We start from the raw sequence: 1998 nt of genomic DNA on the forward strand, positions 1-1998 counted from the left end.
ATCATCCTTATTCTGAGCTGGATATGTTGGGAGCGAATACTTATGATTGCCATCAGCCATTATTTAATGGAAGACAAGAAGCATGTCGGAATTTGAATCTTCAACATCAGTTTTTTCAGGTACTTGCTGATGAAATAAAAGCCGGAGGATTTAAGGACACTGACATCGTAGTTGTAGGTGATCATAGCCCTCCTATTATGTTAGATAAATATAAAGACAGTTTTAAGCCTGATTCTGTGCCATATATTCACGTACGAGTAAATTGAAATAGTTTATATTTAACTAAATTTTGTAAGGTAACCTGTGTAATTACTTCTAAATTAGTAATAAAGGGTACCTTACAGTTTTTATCGCCTTTAATTTTTAAATTTCCAAATCCATAATAGTTGCAAAAATTATTTAAAGCGAAAGTATGGGTAAAAAAATCCTTCGCCCAATATTTTTATTGATGCCTTAATGTTATAAAAAATTTATATATTTTAAAAGATTTTGACTATAGAAATGGGTACTGGGAACCAGTGGGTTTGTACATTGCAATTTACTATAAATGATAATGAAATTACAGATATTTTCTAAATTAAAGTATTGAAATTTATAGTCTTATAAAATTTTGATAGACAATCTCTTTCTAAAATAATATTTACTAATATTATTTTAGATTTTACTTTATTGTTTTATTGGGGGGAAATATTTGTACGTAATGTCAGTAAATATTCGAATTAATGTAAATATCCAAAATATATTTTCAGTCTTAATTTTCATATGATATCATTTATGAAAATTTCATTTATATGTGATCATATTTAAACTTTATATAAGAAATATTGATGAATATTGAAGTACATTTCCCTTTATTTTCCAAAGTAATACATATATTTAATAAGTATTTTTCTTTTCGGTTATGGCTTTTTATCGCTTTTTATCTAATTATAAATAATGGTTTTTTCTGGTTATCACACGCATTGATTCACTCCCAGCGGTATGTGGTTGTATTGGAATACATTTGGATTATTCCATTATTGTGTTTGCGAAAAAATTGGTCAATATTATTATTTACCATCTCCTACGTTTGCATTTATATATTTGACATTTTGTATTGGATTAAGCAATTTTATCGTTATGAAAATTTATCAGAATTCATTGGGTTACTTTATTTTCTTCCCCAAGCTCCAAAATTATATTGGATAATTTTAGGATTAATTTTTGGTTATCTGATATTAAGTTTATTTCTAATTTTCAAATATTTGGTTCGTTTTGCTACAACGCAAATGATTCTACCATTATCTATATTATATTTATTGTTTGTATTTTGCTTTTACGATTATCGTGGTACTAATCTTTCTGATCGCTATAAGACTACTGGTTGGTGGGGCAGTTACTACGAAACTATTCAAAATTATAAATATAATATGCAAATTTTTTGGCTCAGAAAAGTCAACCCTGAGTTTTACGATTGGCCACATGGAGGTGTGTTACAAAAACAGATTAATTTGCAGCATCCCCCCAAAAAAATACTATTCATTTTAAATGAATCATGGGGTACTTTTGTACCTGAACATGGCGCTATTAATTCATCAGTAAAAGCACCTTTGCTGAATTTGCCCAATGTAAAACTAATTGCTCAGGGTGAAAATCCAGCACTCCACAGTACCATAATGGGGGAGCTGCGAGAGTTATGTGATTTGAAAGCCAAAAGTTCCAATTTTAAACTAGGCCCGTTTGATAAGTTCAAAAAATGTGTTCCGGTAAGATTACAAAAACAAGGTTATGATATACAAGCTTTTCATGGATCCTCTTCTAAGATGTATAACCGTAAAGAATGGTATCCGTATATGGGTTTGCAAGATGCACATTTTTATCCACATTTTAGTAATATAAAATTTTGTTATTCATTCCCCGGAGCTTGTGATTATAATATTGTGCATGATGTATCAGCTGCCAATAAATCTGCACAGGGTAAATCATTTATATACTGGCTAACACTGAACACCCATCATC

Annotated in this window: 1 protein-coding gene and 1 pseudogene; both read left to right on the forward strand. The window is 29.6% G+C overall.

The genetic code is table 11. The features are described from left to right. Nucleotides 1–266, forward strand: a pseudogene (locus tag J3U64_RS09875) (hypothetical protein); the annotation flags it as partial. Nucleotides 267–827: 561 nt separating this feature from the next. Next, the coding region (locus J3U64_RS09880; protein WP_267409110.1) for a hypothetical protein at nucleotides 828–1998 on the forward strand (1171 nt) is incomplete at its 3' end.

Source organism: Snodgrassella sp. B3800 (assembly GCF_026535865.1).
Taxonomy (GTDB): Bacteria; Pseudomonadota; Gammaproteobacteria; order Burkholderiales; family Neisseriaceae; genus Snodgrassella; species Snodgrassella alvi_E.